Source organism: Lapillicoccus sp. (genome assembly GCF_039935575.1).
Lineage (GTDB): Bacteria > Actinomycetota > Actinomycetes > Actinomycetales > Dermatophilaceae > Lapillicoccus.
Window position 1 is genome coordinate 1 of sequence record NZ_JBDTKA010000025.1, and the last position, 2,671, is coordinate 2,671.

The 2,671-nt window shown below is 71.1% G+C and carries 2 protein-coding genes and 1 pseudogene; 2 read left to right on the forward strand and 1 reads right to left on the reverse strand.

Annotated elements, in window-relative coordinates; translation table 11 throughout:
• Window positions 1-534, forward strand: a pseudogene (locus ABI385_RS03435) (ATP-binding protein); the annotation flags it as partial.
• Window positions 527-1,255 carry a nickel pincer cofactor biosynthesis protein LarB gene (gene larB, locus ABI385_RS03440; protein WP_348102337.1) on the forward strand — a complete coding sequence of 243 codons (729 nt, stop codon included), beginning with the start codon at window positions 527-529 and terminating at the stop codon, window positions 1,253-1,255. The pseudogene ABI385_RS03435 and the gene larB, both read left to right, overlap by 8 nt.
• 3 nt (window positions 1,256-1,258) lie before the next feature.
• On the opposite strand, the gene larC is transcribed toward larB, so the two are convergent.
• Window positions 1,259-2,506, reverse strand: a complete 1,248-nt coding sequence (larC, locus tag ABI385_RS03445) for a nickel pincer cofactor biosynthesis protein LarC (RefSeq protein ID WP_348102338.1) — start codon at window positions 2,504-2,506, stop codon at window positions 1,259-1,261.
• Window positions 2,507-2,671: the final 165 nt, after the last annotated feature.

The following is a 2,671-nucleotide window of genomic DNA, read 5'->3' on the forward strand; positions in this document are numbered from 1 at the left end:
ACGCGAATCTCTGACGAGGTGACGCTCCGGTTCGCTCTCGACGCGGTGGCCTATGGCGAGAATGCGGACGACGCCCGCCGTCCGGACCGTCCCGGGAGCCGCGCGGCAACGCGGCACGAGGTGCTGCGGCCGCTGGCTGACCTCGGTCTGACCAAGGCGGACGTCCGCTCGCTGGCCGCCCAGCTCGCCCTGCCGTGTGCCGACAAGCCGGCGGCTCCGTGCCTCGCCTCGCGCATCCCGCACTTCGAGTCCGTCGACCCGGCCAAGCTCGCGCAGGTGGAGGCGGCCGAAACCGCCGTGCGCGCTTTGGGGTTCCGCGACTGCCGGGTTCGACACCACGGCGAGGTCGCCCGGGTCGAGCTGCTCGAAAGCGACCTGGTCAGGGCGTTGCAACCTGGTATGCGCGCCGACCTCCTTTTCGGTGTGCGAGCGGCCGGGTTCAGGTTTGTGACGCTCGACCTGGCTGGCATCCAGTCCGGGGCGTTCACCCTGCCTCTGGTGTCCCTTTCCCGAGTTCCTGTTCCACATGACTGAGTCGGCGGCATCGCTGCGGGTGGAGGGCGTCGCCGAGCTGGACGTGGCCCGGACGGCTCGACGCGGATACCCGGAAGCGGTCTACTGCGAGGGCAAGTCGGTCGCCCAGGTGCGGGCGATCGCCGAGGCACTGCGGGACCGCGCCCGCGAGCACGACGACGACGATGGCCTCGAGAACGGGCCGCTGTTGTTCACGCGCTGTGCTCCCGAGCAGGTCCACGCACTGAGAACCGTGTTCCCCGACGCCGCGGTCGACGGGGTGGCCCGGCTCGTGGCCTGGCCGTCACAGCCCCCGTCTCCCTGTGGCGGCAACGTCGTCGTCCTCTGTGCCGGTACGTCCGACCTGCCGGTGGCCCGCGAGGCCTGGCTGACGGCGCGCTACCTGGGCCGGTCCGCCGAGCTCGTGGTCGACGTGGGCGTCGCTGGGCTGCACCGCGTCCTCGACCGGATCGACCTGATCCGAGCCGCCGATGTCGTCGTCGTGGTGGCCGGGATGGACGGTGCCCTCGCGAGTGTCGTCGCCGGTCTCGTCTGCGCGCCCGTCGTCGGGGTGCCGACCTCGGTCGGGTACGGCGCCGCGTTCGACGGGCTCGCGCCGCTGCTGTCGATGCTCAACGCGTGCGCGCCGGGGGTGGGGGTTGTCAACATCGACAACGGGTATGGCGCGGGTCATCTCGCGGCGCAGATCGCCGCTCCGCCACGGAGCCAGAGCGGGGCCTGAGGTTCAGGGTCTGTGGGTCGTGCGCAGCTGGCTGGGCAGGATCGCCCCGCGCGCCACACCAGCACTCACCGCGGCGGCACTCGCCGCCTCCAGCACCTCGCGGACGGGACGCTCGAGCCGGGCCGCCGCCGTGCTGGCATCGTCGAACTCCGGTGTGGCGTGGACGATCCGGCCATCCTGGTGGGCGACCTTGACGGCCACGTTCTCGCCGTCCACGACGACGTCGACCCATCCCCGGTGCAACGCCCACCGCTGCACGGTGGTCTGACGTACACCGATGGTGCTCGTCAGGTCCAGCACCTGCTTTCGCAGGGTCGGTGCGAGGTCCGGCGTGCACAGCACAGCGAGAGAATGCGCGGGCCGGCCCTTCTTCATCAGGATCGGCTGCAGCCAGGCGTCGGCCGCGCCGGCGGTCACAAGGGATGCCAGGACCGAGGGCCAGACGCGTGGGTCGAGGTCGTCCACGTTGGCTTCGATGAGCGCCATCGGAGTCCCGTCATCGACCCCCTCCCCGACAGACTCCCCGAGGACAGGCTGCACCGGCATACCGAGCACCAGTCTGACCACGTTCGGTCGGTCCGGGGTGTCTCGTGACCCAGCACCGACCCCCGTCGCCGAGACCGTCATGGCGGGTAGGGGTCCCTGTCCCGTTGCGTGCGTGGTCAGGAGCGCGACGCCGGTGGGCGTAGCCAGCTCGCCAGGACCACCCGCGTGGACGCTCAGGCCGTCGAGCATGTCCAGGACGGCCGGTGCCGGGACTGGGAGCACTCCGTGGGCGGTCGCCACCGTGCCCGACCCAACCCCCAAGGAGCTGACCACGAGATCGGTGACATCGAGGTGGGCGAGGCCCGCGCAGACTCCCACGACGTCCGCGATGGAGTCCCAGGCACCCACCTCGTGGAAGTGCACATCGTCGACGGCGACGTCGTGCACCCTCGCTTCGACGGCCGCCAGTCGCGCGAAGGTGCGCAACGACGTGTCCCGGACCCGGTCGTCCAGGTCGGCGCTCTCGAGCCGGTGCCGGATCTCGGACCACGACCGGTGGGGGTGGTCAGCAACGAGGGCGGCCACGTCGACCTTGGTCGCCCGGGTCCCGGCCCGCTGGACCTCGCAGCTCGTCAGGCGCACCGTCGCCGGGATCACCGCGTCCACGTGGGCCTGCAACACCGCGAGGTCGCATCCCGCGTCGACCAGCGCGCCGAGCACCATGTCACCGGAGACACCGGCGGTCACATCGAGCCACGCTGGCATGGGTCTCACCGTATCTGGGACAACAAGCGGCAGCTCGACCGGTCACGTCGGGCGAGGGCAACCATTCGGTAGCGCCTCGGGTGATCCGGTGTCACCCGCCACGAGGGCCCTGCTCGAAGGAGAGTCAAACCGATGGTTCACAGGTCGAAGCGGTCGGCGGTCGCG

Excerpts from the sequence above, each read along its gene's own strand:
- larC (WP_348102338.1), bottom strand. The coding sequence starts at position 2,506 with ATGCCAGCGTGGCTCGATGTGACCGCCGGTGTCTCCGGTGACATGGTG.
- larB (WP_348102337.1), top strand. The coding sequence starts at position 527 with ATGACTGAGTCGGCGGCATCGCTGCGGGTGGAGGGCGTCGCCGAGCTG.